Genomic DNA, 13,567 nt, shown 5'->3' with positions numbered 1-13,567 from the left:
CCGCGTTAGTCTGGTGGAATGCTGCGTTTCGAGAAAACCGTCGAGGTCGACGCCGAGCGCGCACTGCCCGGGCGCGACGAACCCGTGCTGGGCATGCCGTTCTTCCACCGTGTCACTGCGGACCGGATCGATCGCGAGTTCCCCGGTTCGCAGACCGCCTACCTGGCGGCTGGTTGTTTCTGGGGCGTCGAGAAGCTCTTCTGGGGCCGGCCAGGGGTGCTGAGCACGGCCGTTGGCTACATGGGCGGTTTCACGCCGAACCCGACGTACGAGGAGGTCTGCACCGGCCTGACCGGGCACGCCGAGACGGTGCGTGTCGTCTTCGATCCCGCCGTGATCTCGTTCGCCCAGCTCGTCAGGATCTTCCTCGAGAACCACGATCCCACCCAGCTCAACAGACAGGGGGCCGACCGGGGCACCCAGTACCGTTCGGCGATCTTCTTCACCAGCGACGAGCAGGAGGCCACCGCGAGATCTCTCTGCGAGAGCTTCCAGGTCTCCCTGGCCGAGGCGGGCTATGGCCGGCTCGTCACCCAGATCGTTCCCGCCGGTGCCTGGTACTACGCCGAGGGCTACCACCAGCAGTATCTCGAGGCGAACCCGGACGGCTACTGCCCGGTCCATGCGACCGGTGTCAGCTGCGGCACCCCGTGAGCTTCCTGGTGGGCTCCGCGGCCGCGCTCGTGGCGCCCAGCTGCCGAGCAGCCGGCGAGCACCTGCCGTGGGTGTGCCCGATGCGCCACTTGCGATGCCTGACCGGGATCACTTCGGCAGTGTCGATGAGGGCGTCCAGCAGGCAGTTCAGTTCTCCTTCGCGGCAGCGGTCGGGGGCGAAACCGTGCTCGTCCATCCCGGAGAAGAGATCGATCGACAGCTGAGCGCTGATGACCCTGGCCTCGAAGGTGCTGAAGATCTGCCGCCAGTGCTCGATGGCGCGCACGGCACCGTCGGCGCCATAGCCGATGAGGGCGACCGGCTTGCCCACCCACTCGTCGGCGAGATGGTCGACGGCGTTCTTCATCGCCCCCGGGACGGAGCGGTTGTACTCCGGCGTCACGATGATGAAGCCATCGCAATTGTCGATGGCATTGCTCCACGCCTGAACGACCGGGTTGTCGTACCTCTTGCCCGTTGCGATCGGCAAACGGGCGTCGGCGAAGAGCGGGAGGTCGAAGAACCTCAGGTCGATGAGTTCGAAATCAGCACCCCCATGGACCCTCGCCTGGTCCAGCACCCACCGGGAGATGGACTCGCCAGCGCGGCCCTCACGGATGCTGCCGCGCACAACACCGATCTTCATGTGGTCCTCTTTCTTCTAGAGCTGTTCGTCGCCTTGGGCCGTCGGGGGTGTGGCGGCCTGAAGAAAGGTAATTTATTGAAAACTGAAGCACAATCTGAGATGGCAAATTCTGCTCTCAGCTGAAGCGGATGCGCGAGATTGCACCGTCCGTAGGATTTTGCCGGATATCTTCTCCCCCCACAGACTGATGGCCATGAAAACTCTTCCTCCACCTCGCAGCGCCGCTCTCCTGGTAGCGGGCGTCGCTGAACTCGCCGTGGGCGTGGCCCTCGCATTCCTCGGGCGGTGGCGAGGCGACCCTCTCCACGTGGTGCTCGCCGTCGTCCTGTTGGCCTGCGGGGCCGTGACGATCCTCGTCGCCCGGCCTGCCCGGGGCGGGCAGGGCGCCGTGGACCAGGGCCGGGCGACGGACACGGGGCTGGTCCACCTGGACCGCTCGGCGCTCAGAGGCGAGGACGAGGACGACCGGCGGCACGGCATCGACGCCGACCAGGTGCCCACGCTCGGGGCCCTGGTGGCCTGGATCGAGCAGAACCATTATCTGCCGCCCACCACCGAGGGCCACTGGGAGCTGCGGCACCGCGGGCGCCGGGCGGCACGCATCGACTGCCGACCGGAGGCTTTCACCGCCCGCCTGCTCCTGCCGGCCGAGCACCCGACGGCGCCCGGGAGTCACTGGTCCATCCGTTACGAGAAGCGCTGACGAGCCATCGACCCGGTCAAGAGCCGTGCGGCACACGGTCAGGATCAGGGGTTCGTGCGGGTCGGTCCGGCCGGATCACGCCTCGGCCCGATCATCGGGGTCCAGCAGGGCCCGGACGGACGCGGGGACCGGCCCCTCGGCCCAGGAAGCCGCAACCGGTTCCCCGAACCGCGTCTGGATCGGGATGACGCCGGCCCAGCCTGCGGCCTGGCCGTCCGGATCGCTCGGCATGCCGGTGCGCGTCTTGTAGACCCAGTTGTTCTCCTCGACGGCCAGTGTGGCGACCATCGTCGCGGCCAGCTCCTTGCGAGTGTACTGCGGCACCTCACTGGATCGGCCGGGCAGGTAGGAGTCGAGCAGGGCGTTGAGCGCCTCGATCTTCTCCGCGCCCTCCAGCCGCTGCAGGCTGCCGCGGACGGTCGCCGAACGATAGTTCGAGGACGTACCGTCCCCTCGGTCGCCGACGACGAGGGCGTCGACATGGACGACGGTGAGCACGACGGGCGCACCGGCAGCGGCGGCGCGCAGCAGTCCGGCACCCGTGGAGCCGTGAAGGACGATCCGGTCCGCCCAGCGGCCATAGCTGATCGGGATGGCCCAGGGCTCCCCCTCGTCGGTGACGGTCGCCAGGACGGCGAACTGCTCACCGTCGAGCAATTCGTACAGCTCCTCACGGTCGTGGCGCTCGCGCTCGCGGTAGCGATGAATCCTGTGCTCCATGGCCCTCTCCCCCGGGCTCGTCGGTTCTTGCTGCTCATCACACTAACGATCGGGCGCCCAGGACCCGTGAGCAGACCCGAAGCGGGCGCCCGCCCCTGTACAACCGTCGTCCGGGCAACCCCAACCCGGCGGCGGTCATCCACCGGCCCAGCACTGGACGGCGGTCCTCACGTGCCGCCTTGAGCGCCGGTACCGGTTCCGTCATTGGCCGAGCAGGCCGAGAATCTGGCGGCGCAGCTCGCGGAACCGGGGGTCGTCCTGGGCGCGGGGCCGGTCGAGCTCGACGGCCAGGTCGGCGATCACCCGGGCCGGCCGGGGTGAGAAGATGACGACCCGGTCGGACAGGAGCAGCGCCTCCTCGACGTCGTGGGTGACCATGATCCCGGTGAACCCCTGGGCCTGCCACAGGCCGACGATGTCGCGCTGCAGCGTCGAGCGGGTCAGTGCGTCGAGCTTGCCGAGGGGCTCGTCGAGCAGCAGGATGCGCGGGCGGTTCACCAGGGCGCGAGCCAATGCGGCGCGCTGGGCCATGCCGCCGGACAGCTCGGAAGGGTAGGCTGTGCGGAAGCCGCCGAGGCCGACCATCTCGATCATCTCGTCGACGCGCCCCCGCTCCTCCTCCCGCTCTGCGACACCACGGACCCGCGGGCCGAGCCCGATGTTCTGCTCGACGGTCAGCCAGGGCAGCAGGGTCGGGTCCTGGAAGACGACGCCGCGGGAGGGATCGGGGCCGTCGACCGGGTGACCGTCGGCGTAGATCTCGCCGCGGATCGGCGTGTCGAGACCAGCGATGAGCCGCAGCAGGGTCGATTTGCCGCAGCCCGAGGGGCCGACGAGTGAGACGAACCGGCCGGGCTCGATCGACACGGAAACGTCGTCGAGCACGGGCAGGGGCTTGCGGTGCGAGACGAAGACCTGCACCACGTGCAGCGTGTCGACGGCTCCGCCGCCGGTCGTGTCCGGGCCCGGTTGGGCCGAGTACTGCTCGGCGGTCGTGTTCACCATCGGGTCAGATCCTTCTGCCAGGACAGGACGCGGTTGCGCACTGCCAGTTCGGCGGTCAGCAGGGAGCCGCAGATGATCACCATGAGAGCGATCGCGGCGTACATGGCCGGGTAGGCGCTCCAGCCCTTCTTCCAGTTGATGTACCAGCCGAGTCCAGAGTTCACGCCCAGGGTCTCGGCGATCGTCAGGGTGACGAATGCGGTCGGCAGGGCCATGAAGACACCGGTGAAGATGTTCGGCAGGGCAGCCGGCAGGGACACCTTGAAGATGAGGAACCGGTTGGAGGCTCCGAGGGTCTGGCACACGTCGAAGTAGTCGCGGGAGACGCCCCGGATGCCGGCACTCGTCGTCACCGCCATCGGGAACCAGACGGTCAGGGCGACGAGGAAGACGGCGGCGCTGAACGAGTTGGGGAAGGCGATGAAGACGATCGGGATCCACGCCAGGGTTGGCACGGGGCCGATGTACTTGACGATCGGGTCGAGCCAGTAGCCGGCCCGCTTCGACCAGCCCATCCACAGCCCGGTGCCGAGGCCCGCGATGCCGCCGATCACGATGCCGACCGCCAGGAGCAGCAGCGAGTTGCCGACGGAGCGGGCCAGCAGGGTCCGGTCGGCCCAGCCCTCGACGATGATCTGTCCGGGGCTCGGCACGTACGGCGGGGACAGGACACCGGTCTTCGCGGTGAGGATCTCCCAGGCCAGGGTGACGACGGCCGTGGCGATCCACCACGGCGACCAGGCGCCGAGCCAGCGCGAGGCCGTTGTCCAGGTACGGGAGACGAGCCACAGGACCCCGAGCAGGGCCGCGAGGATCACGGACAGCCCGAGCGCCTGGGCCTCGCCCTTGACGAGGTAGGCATCGGTGACCGGCACGAGGGCGACGACGAGCGCGGTGAGGACCCACAGGGCGAAGGCGGTGCCGGTCTGCACGTGGTTGACGGAGTGCGGACGGTGACGGCGGACCAGTTCGGCGGCGATCTGCGGGTCGTTCGCGAGCGCCTGGTCACGGTCCTGCGCCGAGGGTTCGACGCTCCCGCCGCCGCTGGTGGCGGCGGGTTGTTCGGACAGGATCGTGCTCATGCTCACCAGTCCAGCCCGAGCGTGTCGAAGGCCTTGTCGGCGAGACGCTCCGTGTCCGCGTCGGCGTCGAGATAGCCGGTCTGCCTGAACTTCTCGATGCCCGGCATGAGCGCGTCCCGCAGCCTCGTGACCGAGGGCTCCCAGCCGTATTCGGCGAGCAGGGTCTCGACGAGCTCGACATCGCCCGCGATGTAGCCGTTGTCGACCTCCAGGTGCGCGACCTCGTTCTCGTTGCCCGGCACGTAGCGCGAGCCCTCGGCCCAGGCCTCGACGAGCGCGCGGGCGACGTCCGGGGTGTTCTTGACCAGATCGCCGTTGAGCGCGGTGCAGCAGCAGTAGTCCTGCGCGTTGGGGCCGGTCATGTTGCTGGCCAGCTCCCACCCGTAGCCCTGCTGGATCGGCCGGTAGGCGATGGGGTCGCTGGTGGCGATGGCGTCGACCTCACGGTTCTTCAGGGCGTCGGCGACCAGGGAGGACTCGTAGACCTTCCACTGCACCTCACCGGCCTCGGGCGCGGGATTGATGCCGGCATCGACCAGGTCGAGGGAGAAGAACATGGTAGCCGAGCTGGACAGGCTGGGAACACCGATGGTGCGCCCGCGCAGATCGGCGACCTGCTTGATGTCGGAGTCGTTGCGCACGAGCAGACGCAGGCAACCACTGTGCAGTCCGGCGACGAACTTGACGTTCTGGCCCTGCTCGACGGGTTTGAGCCAGCTGTAGAAGATGCCGCTGGACGCGTCGTAGGTGCCCGAACCGACGGCGGCCTTGATGTCCTCGTCGCCGACGGTCTTGTGCAGGGTCACGTCGAGGCCGCGGTCGGCGAAGAAGCCCTTCTCGAGGGCGACGATGGCCGGGGCGTCGCAGATGTCGCCGCCGTAGATGATGGTCAGTTCGCGGGCCCTCGCCGAGGCCGACGCGGCCGCTGCGGCGGCGGACCTGCCATGGCTGTTGCCGATGAGGCCGCCGGCGAGGCCACCGACGACGAGACCGCCGGCGGCACCTGCCGCGACGCCGCCGAGCAGGCCGCGACGGGACAGTTTCTTCTCGTCCTTGACCTGCTGGGTGGTTCCGGTCTCCTGGACGACTGCGCCCGATGGCAGGATCTTCCCGGTCTCTCCGGCGCCGGCGGCTGGGTTGTTCGTGTCAGACATCATTTCTTCTCTCGTCCTCGTCGTGATTGGTGTCGCCGGCTCACGCGGCAGCGCCGCACGCCGGACGGGCGCGGCTGAGGGCGCACCCGTCCCCGGCGGGGGATTAGTGGTGCCTGAGAGAAGGCGAAGAAGGGGCCTCGGCACGTGATCGGCACGCGGAAGCGGGCCCGGCCGGGCCATTGCGCCGTGGGGATCAGGGGATGCGGGAAGGGCTCACAGGCACAGGGCCGTCGGGGCGCAACAGTCGACCACGGGCGCCTGGACACGGCGGGCCGCGGGTCGGCAGATGTTGCGCTGCACCATGTGTGTGCTCCTCGGGGCTGGAAGGGACACCAGCCAGATCCTCGAACGCCGCTGGGAGCGGCGAGCGGCCCGTACGTGCCGCCACGACTCACGATAGGTCACGGACGAGAAGGGGGCAAGCAGCCGCCCGTCTTGCCGGCCCCACCGCGACCGGCCAGTGCAGCACGGGCGCGCCCAGGGCCAACTGTCTCCCCACGCGGGGCGGGCCGACGTCGATCGATCTCATGGCAAGGTCCTTCAGGGGCCGTCCCCGTGCGGGGGCGAGCCGGGCGACCCCTGTAGAATCCAGCTCGCATCGACGCCGCGTCTCCCGTGCGGGGGCGGGGCGAGCGGCACTGGGCGCCGGCACGGGGAGACGCTCACGAGACGGCGGCGACCGTCAGCCACCCGCCCTGGTCCGCTTGGCGTTCTCGCTCATGTAGTGCTGGTGGATGGCGCGCACCTGCGTGGCGAAGGCCTGCGTCTCGATGGTTCTGGGGGAGATCGGGGGCAGCGAGGCGAGCAGCCGGGACAGTGCGTCACGGGCCTGCGCTGCGGCCGGGTCGCCGCCGGGCAGCCGCCGCCAGCACGCGGCCATCACGTCGAAGCCGAAGTGGTTGACCTCCTCCTGCACGTTCTGCCAGCGCGCGAGCGCCTCGGGGTCGTCGGGGCGCTGGGACGAGAGGATCTGCGAGGCCCGGCCGAGCTCGAAGACCATGGTGCGGCGGTCCTCCCGGGAGGCACGGGTGACGAGCCTGCCGTCGGCCAGGTCGGCCAGCACCTGCTCGATGCGTCGCAGCGTGCGGCGGTACTGACTCCGCACGAGCAGCACGGGAGCGCTGCGTCCGACGAGCCAGATCATCAGTGTGGCAGCCGCGACACCGATGAGGGTCTCGACGAAACGATCCCGCATGAGCTCGGTGATGTCGGCCCGTGAGGCGACCGGTGTCATCATGAGGGAGAAGATCGTGATGCACACCACGGCCAGCGCGTAGTTGCGGGTGACGATGACCTCCAGCGCGTAGATCATGACGACGATGATGCCGACGCGCGCCCAGGGCGACGGCTGGAGGGCGACGATGCCGAAGTAGCAGAACACCCCGACGCCGGTGCCGATGACACGGTGGGCGGCGCGGATCGTCAGGTCGGCGCGAGTGGCGCCCATGTGCAGGACGATGAGGCTCGACAGGATCGCCCAGTAGGCGTGACCGACAGGTGAGGCGATCATCATGGTCGAGCCGAGAAGAACGGCCAGCGCGGCGCGGTAGGCGACCAGCCAGGGCCGGGAGCCGCGGTCCAGTGCGGTCGCCAGCAGGTACCTGGCCGAGGGGCGCCCCAGGGGGACACGGCGGAAGTTCTCGCCGATGTCAAGGCTCGAGGCGGGGAAGGACTCGGCGCGCAGCACGTCGACGAGGTTCAGGTGGATGCCCATGAGCCGTTCCTCGATGTCACGGCGGGCCGCCGTGCGACCCGTCAGGCGCCGCCGTCCGGTGCGCAGGACGTGCCAGGCGTTGTTCACTGCGAAGACGGCCCTCGAACGCATCCGGTTCGCGCGGCGGCCCGGGCAGTCCTCCGGGCGGTCGCGGTAGGCGCTGACGGCCTCGTCGGCCTCGTCCACGGCTTCGCGTTCGGGGGCCAGCAGGTCGGCGGCCAGGATGAGCACCGAGGCCAGTGAGGCGATGAGCCACGAGAACCCGGTGACCTGGAGCAGCGTGGTGAGGGCGTAACCGTCGGCGGTCAGGTAGGCGGAGAAGGCCGCCGCGAAGAGCGTGTTGATGGGGCCGGGTGGTCCGGCGAGCAGGGCGTGCCAGGTCCACACGATGACGAGGGTGAGGAGGCAGAACACCGGCGGCATGAGCCAGCGGTGGGGGCTGATGAGGGCGCCGACGCACTCCATCGCCAGGATCGCGGACCCGACGGCGAGCAGCGCCCTGATGCGGTTGCGCATCGGCGCCTCCCGGCCGGTGTGCGCGGTCTGGGCCCCGATGAGACCCATCGCGCCGAGCGCGGGCCCGAAGACGAGGCAGGAGGCGACGAGGCCGGCGGCGACGGCCGCGCACCAGCGGACTGAGCGGATGGCCCGGCCCGGCTCCGGGCTCAGGACGATGAGGCTGCGCCCGAGCCTGCCCGCCGATCGCCGTGTCACTCCCACCCGGACGAGTCTAGGAAACCCTCCCCCGCGAACACATCAATTGCCGGCCCTGGACCGCTCGCGGTCCTCTCCCCATCCGGGCAGAGGACCGAGCAGAAAGCAGGTGCGGTGCTGCCCTCCGGTCGAGCACCGGGGGCGGCACCGCACCTGCGACGACAGGATTCCTCGATCAGAAGCAGTCGCTCTCGATTCTCTCGAGTGCGACCTCCCAGCGGCCCTGCAGATAGGCCGGGTCGACACCTTCGGGGAGCTTGGTGTGGGTCACGGTCAGTTCGGTGTGGTCGTCATCGTTGGCCGCCACCCGCAGATCGACCAGTGAGGCAGGGGCGTCGTCGTCCTTGCGCCACCAGAACCGGACCTGCTCGAGGGGGTGGAAGCTTCTGATCACGCCCGAACGGCCGTCCGCGGCCTTCCACGCCTGGCCTTTCTCGCCGAGCATGGCGCCACGGCCCAGTAGTGCCTCGGAGCCCTTCTTCGTCATGAGCACCCCCCACACCTTCGTCAACGGCTGGGCGATGGTCCGCGTCACGACGACGCCTTCGGGCGAGGGCTCGGGTGCCTCATTCCTTGACTGTTCCGACATGGGAACCTCGATTCATCCGACGGGTTTCTTCATGTGGGCCGGGCCGGCGCTCGGATCGTCCGCAGCGCTGCGACTCGACGTACCCAAACCCTAGTCCGATGGGCACCCGGGTGGAAACAGCTGGGGGCCTGTTCGGCTCCTGGATCGGGGTCCCCTGCGGTTCCCCGGGTCATCCACGCCACGGTTCGCCACGCCGGCGCGCCGACACCGTGGGCTCGTCGGCGAGCCAGAACCGCAGCGGCGCATCGACCGCCCGCGTGATGCCGATGCGCGGCCCCACGAGGATCCCGCCGGGTCCGGGCCCGGGTTCGGTGAGCTCGAACAGATCACCGGGCCCGCCCAGCGGCTGACCGTTGTCGAGCAGGTCGAGGCCGAGCGCCCGACCAAGATTGCCGGGGCCCTTGGCCAGCAGCGTGTCAGGTCTGTCGGGCGCCAGCCCCCTGCGCTCCCGGGCGATGTCGGCGCCGGCGACGAGCTCACCGGCGCGCATGAGCACCGCCGAGGCCTGCCCTGCGGGTGAGCAGACGATGTTTCCGGCCCGGTGGATGCCGTAGCTGACGTAGACGTAGATGGTGCCGGGCGCACCGAACATGACGGCCGCTCTTCCCCGCTCACCGCGGTAGGCGTGCGAGGCGGGATCGTCGGCACCCAGATAGGCCTCGACCTCGGTCAGCCGCACCGCAACCGGGCCCCGCCGGATGACCGCCCCGAGCAGCCCGGGGGCGATCTCGTCGGCGCGTCTGCTCAGATCGATCACGGCTACCAGTGTGACACCGCCCGTCCCGGGGCGGCCACGGCGACCGCCCAGGGTTGTCCGGCTCCCCTCACCGCGCGCCAGCCCGCACCCGTTGGGTCACTGGACGTAGCGTGGCCTCATGCTCATCGGTTCTGCCCGCACCCGCGCGGCCCTGTGCGCCCTCCTCGCCGGGGCCCTCGTCCTCACCGGCTGCGCACGAAGAACGGGCACGGACGAGCCCAGTGGGTCCCCCACGCCCTCACGCAGCGCCGCCACGGCCAGCCCGGACACCAGCCCCACTCCCGCCTACGACCTGACTCGGCCGGGCAGGGCGAGGCAGATCATCGACTTCCTGCGCCGGGCGAGCGGCGAACGTCCGGTGCTGCGCATCGAGATCACCGTGGAATCGGCGAATCTCACCTATCTGAGCGAGGACGAGGAGGCGGAGACGATCGGTTACGCGAACGGCTCGATCTCGCACCTCGACGCGACGATCGAGTACATCGACCAGGCCCAGTTCGACCCGGACGACTTCGCCTTCGACGACGTGGCGGCCCTGTTCGAGACGGCGGCCAGGATCTCCGGCTCGGACCAGGAGCAGGATCTGCAGATCAACGAGTACGACCACGGCAACGTGCTCATGACCGTCACGACGACTCCCGAATCGAGCACGGTCTTCTTCCGCGATGACGGCTCGGTCATCAACAAGCTCAACCTGACCCGGGCGACCGACATCGCCGAGGCGCTCGCCGACACCGTCAAGGACTCGCCGCGTATCATCTCGGCGAGGATCGACCGGGACGCCCTGACCGTGCGGGTACGCATCGACGAGTCCACCGTCGAGGAACGCACGCGCCGCACGAGCCTGCCGACGATCGTCTCCACGCTAAAGAACAGCGACAAGAACCCCTCCTTCGACCCCGCTGCGATCAACCCCGAGGTGGTCGCCCGGCTCATCGCACAAACCGCCAACCAGGCGGATAACGCCTCGGCATCCGATGTGTCGGTGTGGATCGGTGTCGACGCCGGCGGCACCGAACCGCGTATGCGCTTCCAGGTCGGCAGCACCGAGATCGTCACCGACATGAACGGCATGGTCCAGAAGCAATGACGTGAGGGCCGTGACCGGCCCGGCCCGGGACGGGCTCATCGCGCCCGGGTATCGGGGCTGGGGTGGGGAACTGACCGGCTTGCTCGCGGCCTCCCGCCCTCTTCGCCGCTGACCGAACCGCTTCCCGGCGGAGCCCCGCCCCAGGCGACGGCCCGCTCCGCTGCTTCGGTCGTGGCGTGGAAGAATTGGATGGTGCGCATCGTGGGGGTTCACCGGCTGGTCGAGGGCCCCGTCGTCGATGTCACCGTCGGGCACGGCCAGGATCCGCGTCAGTTGCTGTGGCGCAAGGGCTGGACCGTCAGTGACTGGATGTCTGCCTCCGGCAGCGACGACGGCATCGTCCTGACGGCCCGGGTCGCCCAGCGCTACACCGGTAGCCGCATGCCCCGCCGGCAGCCGCACCGCGTCCACGCCGAGCCCGCGCGAGCCGACGTCGAACCGGTGCCGCACCAGCGGGTGGCGGCCTACGCGATCGTCCGTTCCTCGATGGGTGTCCTCGGCACGGTCTGCAGTCGGCGCACCGCCGTTCCCGGACGCTGGCAACTGCCCGGTGGCGGTGTCGAGCCGGGCGAGACCCCGAGCCAGGCAGTCGTCCGTGAGATCCTCGAGGAGACTGACCAGCACATCAGGATCCTGCGGGTGGTCGATCTCCAGTCCGACCATTGGATCGGGACCTCCCCCACCGGGGTGCTCGAGGACTTCCAGGCGCTGCGCATCATCTACACGGCGGTCTGCCTCGATCCGACGACACCACGGGTGCTCGATGTCGGCGGCACCACCGAGTCGGCGCGCTGGGTGCCGGCCCACCACTGGCGCTCCCTGCCGTGGACCTCGGGCGCGCGGTCGGCGCTCGACAGGCATCTGGACACGATCCCCGACAGCCGCTGGAGCGGCAGCCACCGTTGAGAGGAGACAACGGCAAGGGGCCTCGCACCCGTGAGCGGTGCGAGGCCCCTTGCCGAATCGTGTGGTTGTCCCCGGGTCAGTTCCCCCGGAAGAAGCTGAGGATGCGCAGGATGTTGGTGTAGAGCCACACCAGGGTGACCATGAGGCCGAAGGCCGCACGCCAGGACTCCTTCGCGGGAGCGCCCATGCGCACGCCGCGCTCGCACTCCTCAAGGTCGGTGAGCAGACAGAAGACGGCAAGGACGACGCCGACTCCGGCGAAGAGCCAGCTCAGCGGCCCGGCGTTGGCCCCGATGTTCGTCAGCCCGAGGCTGCCGCCGGCGATGACGACGATGAAGTTGATGAACGCCACGACGGCGTAGGCGATGACCGACAGGGTGACGATCCGGCGCAGCCGCCCGCTGACCCGCACGTTGAGGTAGCGGTAGGCGGCGAAGACGACGGCCGAGGCTGCGAGTGTGCCGAGCACGGCCTGCGAGACGATGCCGGGGTAGCGGTACTCGAAGACCCGGCTCCAGGCGCCGAGCATGAGTCCCTCGGCGAGGGTGTAGACCATGATGCCGGGGACCGAGACGACGTGGCGCGGCGTGATGATGATGGCGGTCACGAGCGCGACGAGTGACGAGACGATGGCCACCGGGTAGAGCATCGTGGCGGGCAGGAAGAACCACGAGACGGCAGCGGCGGCGAGCAGGACGACGAACAGCGTGCCGGTCTTGGCGAGCACGTCGTTGATCGTCATGACCCCGCCGGGGGCCTGCGCCTGCGGCACATAGCCGTAGGGCTGCTGACCCTGCAGCGGCTGGCCGTAACCGGGTTGCGCGTACTGCTGCTGGTAGCCGAGGTTCTGGTAGCTGGCCTGCTGATATCCAGGAGTGAAGGCGTCTCTCCTGCTGAGAACGGGATTCGTGCTTCGCACGGCGCTCCTATCGGTCGATGGGCCTTGTTCTGGCCTTTGATCCAGGCTACCGGAGCGCCTCGCGTAGCCGAAGGACCGTTCACCCGCAGCGCTCCCGGGAAGGGCCGTACGACGCCCGGATGAGCCCTACGGCTCCCCGGGCGTCCTCAAGGTGACGAAATGATCCGCGACCGCGCCGATCCCGCCCACCGCAGGCGCGGGTCTGGTGGGCGACCACGGCCCCCCAGCCCTGCCACCGCACCGGATCGTCCCCGTAACCGGTCCCGCCCCCAGGGCGGTGTGGCGTTGACGCCGGATCCGTCGGGTCTGCACATCACAGACCCGAGGACCGGTAGGCTGGGACCTCGCCAGCAGCGTCCGCGCCGGGAGGCCGTCATGACCGTGTCGATCAACCACGTCGCCGTCCACGTCACCGATCTGGAGCGCTCCCGAGCCTTCTACGAGAAGTACTTCGAGGCGGAGGCCGGCCGGCTCTATCACAATCCGAGGACCGGGCTGCGCACCTACTTCCTCACCTTCGACGGCGGCGCGCGGCTGGAGCTCATGACCCGCCCCGGCACCGGCCCGCAGTCGGCCCCCGACGCGCTGGGCTGGAACCACGTGGCCCTCTCGGTGGGCTCGGAGCAGGCGGTTGACGCGCTCACCGCCCGGCTCGCAGCCGACGGTTTCACCATCACCAGCGGCCCGCGGACGACCGGCGACGGCTACTACGAGAGCGTCGTTCTCGACCCCGACGGCAACCAGGTCGAGATCACGGTGTGAGCCCACGTGCCGATCCGGTGGTGCCCCCGGCGAGAGTCGAACTCGCACTCGGGCGGGTTTAAGCCGCCTGCCTCTGCCATTGGGCTACGGGGGCTGGGTCCAAGACTATCGGCCCTGCTCCCGATGAGCACCCGCTCACCTGTCACGGGATG

14 protein-coding genes and 1 tRNA gene are annotated in these 13,567 nt (G+C 69.5%); 5 read left to right on the top strand and 10 right to left on the bottom strand.

Translation table 11 applies throughout. The features are described from left to right. Window positions 1-18: 18 nt before the first annotated feature. A complete protein-coding gene (gene msrA / locus D9T14_RS07315; protein WP_119162519.1) occupies window positions 19-654 on the top strand; it encodes a peptide-methionine (S)-S-oxide reductase MsrA in 636 nt (211 codons plus the stop codon). On the opposite strand, the gene D9T14_RS07310 is transcribed toward msrA, so the two are convergent. Then, the gene (locus D9T14_RS07310; protein ID WP_119162518.1) at window positions 635-1,300 is read right to left on the bottom strand and encodes an NADPH-dependent FMN reductase; all 666 of its coding nucleotides are present in this window, start codon (window positions 1,298-1,300) and stop codon (window positions 635-637) included. The genes msrA and D9T14_RS07310 overlap by 20 nt on opposite strands. A gap of 193 nt (window positions 1,301-1,493) precedes the next feature. Here D9T14_RS07310 and D9T14_RS07305 point away from each other — a divergent pair, with 193 nt between their 5' ends. Then, the gene (locus D9T14_RS07305; RefSeq protein WP_126464179.1) at window positions 1,494-2,003 is read left to right on the top strand and encodes a hypothetical protein; all 510 of its coding nucleotides are present in this window, start codon (window positions 1,494-1,496) and stop codon (window positions 2,001-2,003) included. Between the two features lie 75 nt (window positions 2,004-2,078). On the opposite strand, the gene D9T14_RS07300 is transcribed toward D9T14_RS07305, so the two are convergent. The 7 genes from D9T14_RS07300 to D9T14_RS07270 form a co-directional block, all read right to left on the bottom strand. After that, a complete protein-coding gene (locus D9T14_RS07300; protein ID WP_119162516.1) occupies window positions 2,079-2,723 on the bottom strand; it encodes a pyridoxamine 5'-phosphate oxidase family protein in 645 nt (214 codons plus the stop codon). A gap of 201 nt (window positions 2,724-2,924) precedes the next feature. Beyond that, window positions 2,925-3,728 carry an ABC transporter ATP-binding protein gene (locus tag D9T14_RS07295; RefSeq protein WP_119162515.1) on the bottom strand — a complete coding sequence of 268 codons (804 nt, stop codon included), beginning with the start codon at window positions 3,726-3,728 and terminating at the stop codon, window positions 2,925-2,927. After that, on the bottom strand, window positions 3,722-4,810 hold the full coding sequence (locus D9T14_RS07290) for an ABC transporter permease (RefSeq protein ID WP_119162514.1): 1,089 nt from the start codon (window positions 4,808-4,810) through the stop codon (window positions 3,722-3,724). Before D9T14_RS07290 ends, D9T14_RS07295 begins: the two co-directional genes overlap by 7 nt. Before the next feature lie 2 nt (window positions 4,811-4,812). Next, complete coding sequence (locus D9T14_RS07285) at window positions 4,813-5,964, bottom strand: ABC transporter substrate-binding protein (RefSeq protein ID WP_170175657.1); 1,152 nt, start codon at window positions 5,962-5,964, stop codon at window positions 4,813-4,815. A gap of 682 nt (window positions 5,965-6,646) precedes the next feature. Continuing rightward, on the bottom strand, window positions 6,647-8,398 hold the full coding sequence (locus D9T14_RS07280) for an FUSC family protein (protein WP_126464178.1): 1,752 nt from the start codon (window positions 8,396-8,398) through the stop codon (window positions 6,647-6,649). A gap of 169 nt (window positions 8,399-8,567) precedes the next feature. Continuing rightward, window positions 8,568-8,927, bottom strand: coding sequence for an SRPBCC domain-containing protein (locus D9T14_RS07275; RefSeq protein ID WP_220451990.1), 360 nt, complete (start codon window positions 8,925-8,927; stop codon window positions 8,568-8,570). 223 nt (window positions 8,928-9,150) lie between these two features. Further along, window positions 9,151-9,738, bottom strand: a complete 588-nt coding sequence (locus D9T14_RS07270) for a DNA-3-methyladenine glycosylase (RefSeq protein WP_119162510.1) — start codon at window positions 9,736-9,738, stop codon at window positions 9,151-9,153. Window positions 9,739-9,856: 118 nt separating this feature from the next. Here D9T14_RS07270 and D9T14_RS07265 point away from each other — a divergent pair, with 118 nt between their 5' ends. Then, a complete protein-coding gene (locus D9T14_RS07265) occupies window positions 9,857-10,828 on the top strand; it encodes a hypothetical protein (protein WP_119162509.1) in 972 nt (323 codons plus the stop codon). Window positions 10,829-11,017: 189 nt separating this feature from the next. Continuing rightward, on the top strand, window positions 11,018-11,734 hold the full coding sequence (locus tag D9T14_RS07260; protein WP_119162508.1) for an NUDIX hydrolase: 717 nt from the start codon (window positions 11,018-11,020) through the stop codon (window positions 11,732-11,734). A gap of 76 nt (window positions 11,735-11,810) precedes the next feature. On the opposite strand, the gene D9T14_RS07255 is transcribed toward D9T14_RS07260, so the two are convergent. Then, the gene (locus tag D9T14_RS07255) at window positions 11,811-12,653 is read right to left on the bottom strand and encodes a Bax inhibitor-1/YccA family protein (protein WP_170175656.1); all 843 of its coding nucleotides are present in this window, start codon (window positions 12,651-12,653) and stop codon (window positions 11,811-11,813) included. A 375-nt stretch (window positions 12,654-13,028) separates the two neighbouring features. On the opposite strand from D9T14_RS07255, the gene D9T14_RS07250 reads away from it, so the two are divergent. After that, a complete protein-coding gene (locus tag D9T14_RS07250) occupies window positions 13,029-13,415 on the top strand; it encodes a VOC family protein (RefSeq protein ID WP_220451989.1) in 387 nt (128 codons plus the stop codon). Window positions 13,416-13,433: 18 nt separating this feature from the next. Here the strand turns inward: D9T14_RS07250 and D9T14_RS07245 are convergent. Next, window positions 13,434-13,509 (bottom strand) — tRNA-Leu (locus D9T14_RS07245). Window positions 13,510-13,567 lie beyond the last annotated feature (58 nt).

This window comes from Propionibacterium australiense, assembly GCF_003666605.1.
Taxonomy (GTDB): Bacteria; Actinomycetota; Actinomycetes; order Propionibacteriales; family Propionibacteriaceae; genus Propionibacterium; species Propionibacterium australiense.
Note: the sequence above shows the minus strand (reverse complement) of the source record. Positions and strands in the feature narration are given on the sequence as shown.